1 pseudogene is annotated in these 647 nt (G+C 55.5%); it reads left to right on the top strand.

Annotation, left to right across the window (positions count from 1 at the left end):
* Window positions 1-647, top strand: a pseudogene (locus JIG40_RS10360) (transketolase); the annotation flags it as partial.

The raw sequence follows: 647 nt of genomic DNA, 5'->3' as shown, positions 1-647 counted from the left end.
GCAAAAGCCGATCCTCGTCCAACACTGATCTGCACCAAAACCATCATCGGTTTCGGCTCGCCAAACAAAGCTGGCTCACACGATTGTCACGGTGCTCCTCTGGGCGCTGACGAAATCCAAGCCGCGCGTGAATTCCTGGGTTGGGAATACGCACCATTTGAAATCCCGGCCGACATCTACGCTGAGTGGGATGCCAAAGAAGCAGGCGCAGCGAAAGAAGCCGCATGGGATGAGAAATTTGCCGCATACGCAGCCGCTTACCCAGCAGAAGCTGCAGAATACAAACGTCGCGTAGCGGGTGAACTGCCAGCCAACTGGGAAGAAGCCACCAGCGCCATCATCGCAGAACTGCAAGCGAACCCAGCGAACATTGCGTCACGTAAAGCATCGCAAAACGCGCTGGAAGCATTTGGTAAACTGCTGCCAGAATTCATGGGCGGCTCAGCGGACCTGGCACCTTCTAACCTGACCATGTGGTCTGGCTCGAAGTCTTTGGAAGCGAGCGATTTCTCAGGCAACTACATCCACTACGGTGTACGTGAATTTGGTATGACGGCCATCATGAACGGTATCGCGCTGCACGGCGGTTTCGTGCCTTACGGCGCGACCTTCCTGATGTTCATGGAATACGCGCGTAACGCGATGCG

Origin of the sequence: Vibrio sp. bablab_jr001 (genome assembly GCF_016464285.1) — a bacterium.
Classification (GTDB): Bacteria; Pseudomonadota; Gammaproteobacteria; order Enterobacterales; family Vibrionaceae; genus Vibrio; species Vibrio fluvialis.
The sequence above is the reverse complement of the archived record's forward strand: the minus strand, read 5'-3'. Positions and strand labels throughout refer to the sequence as shown.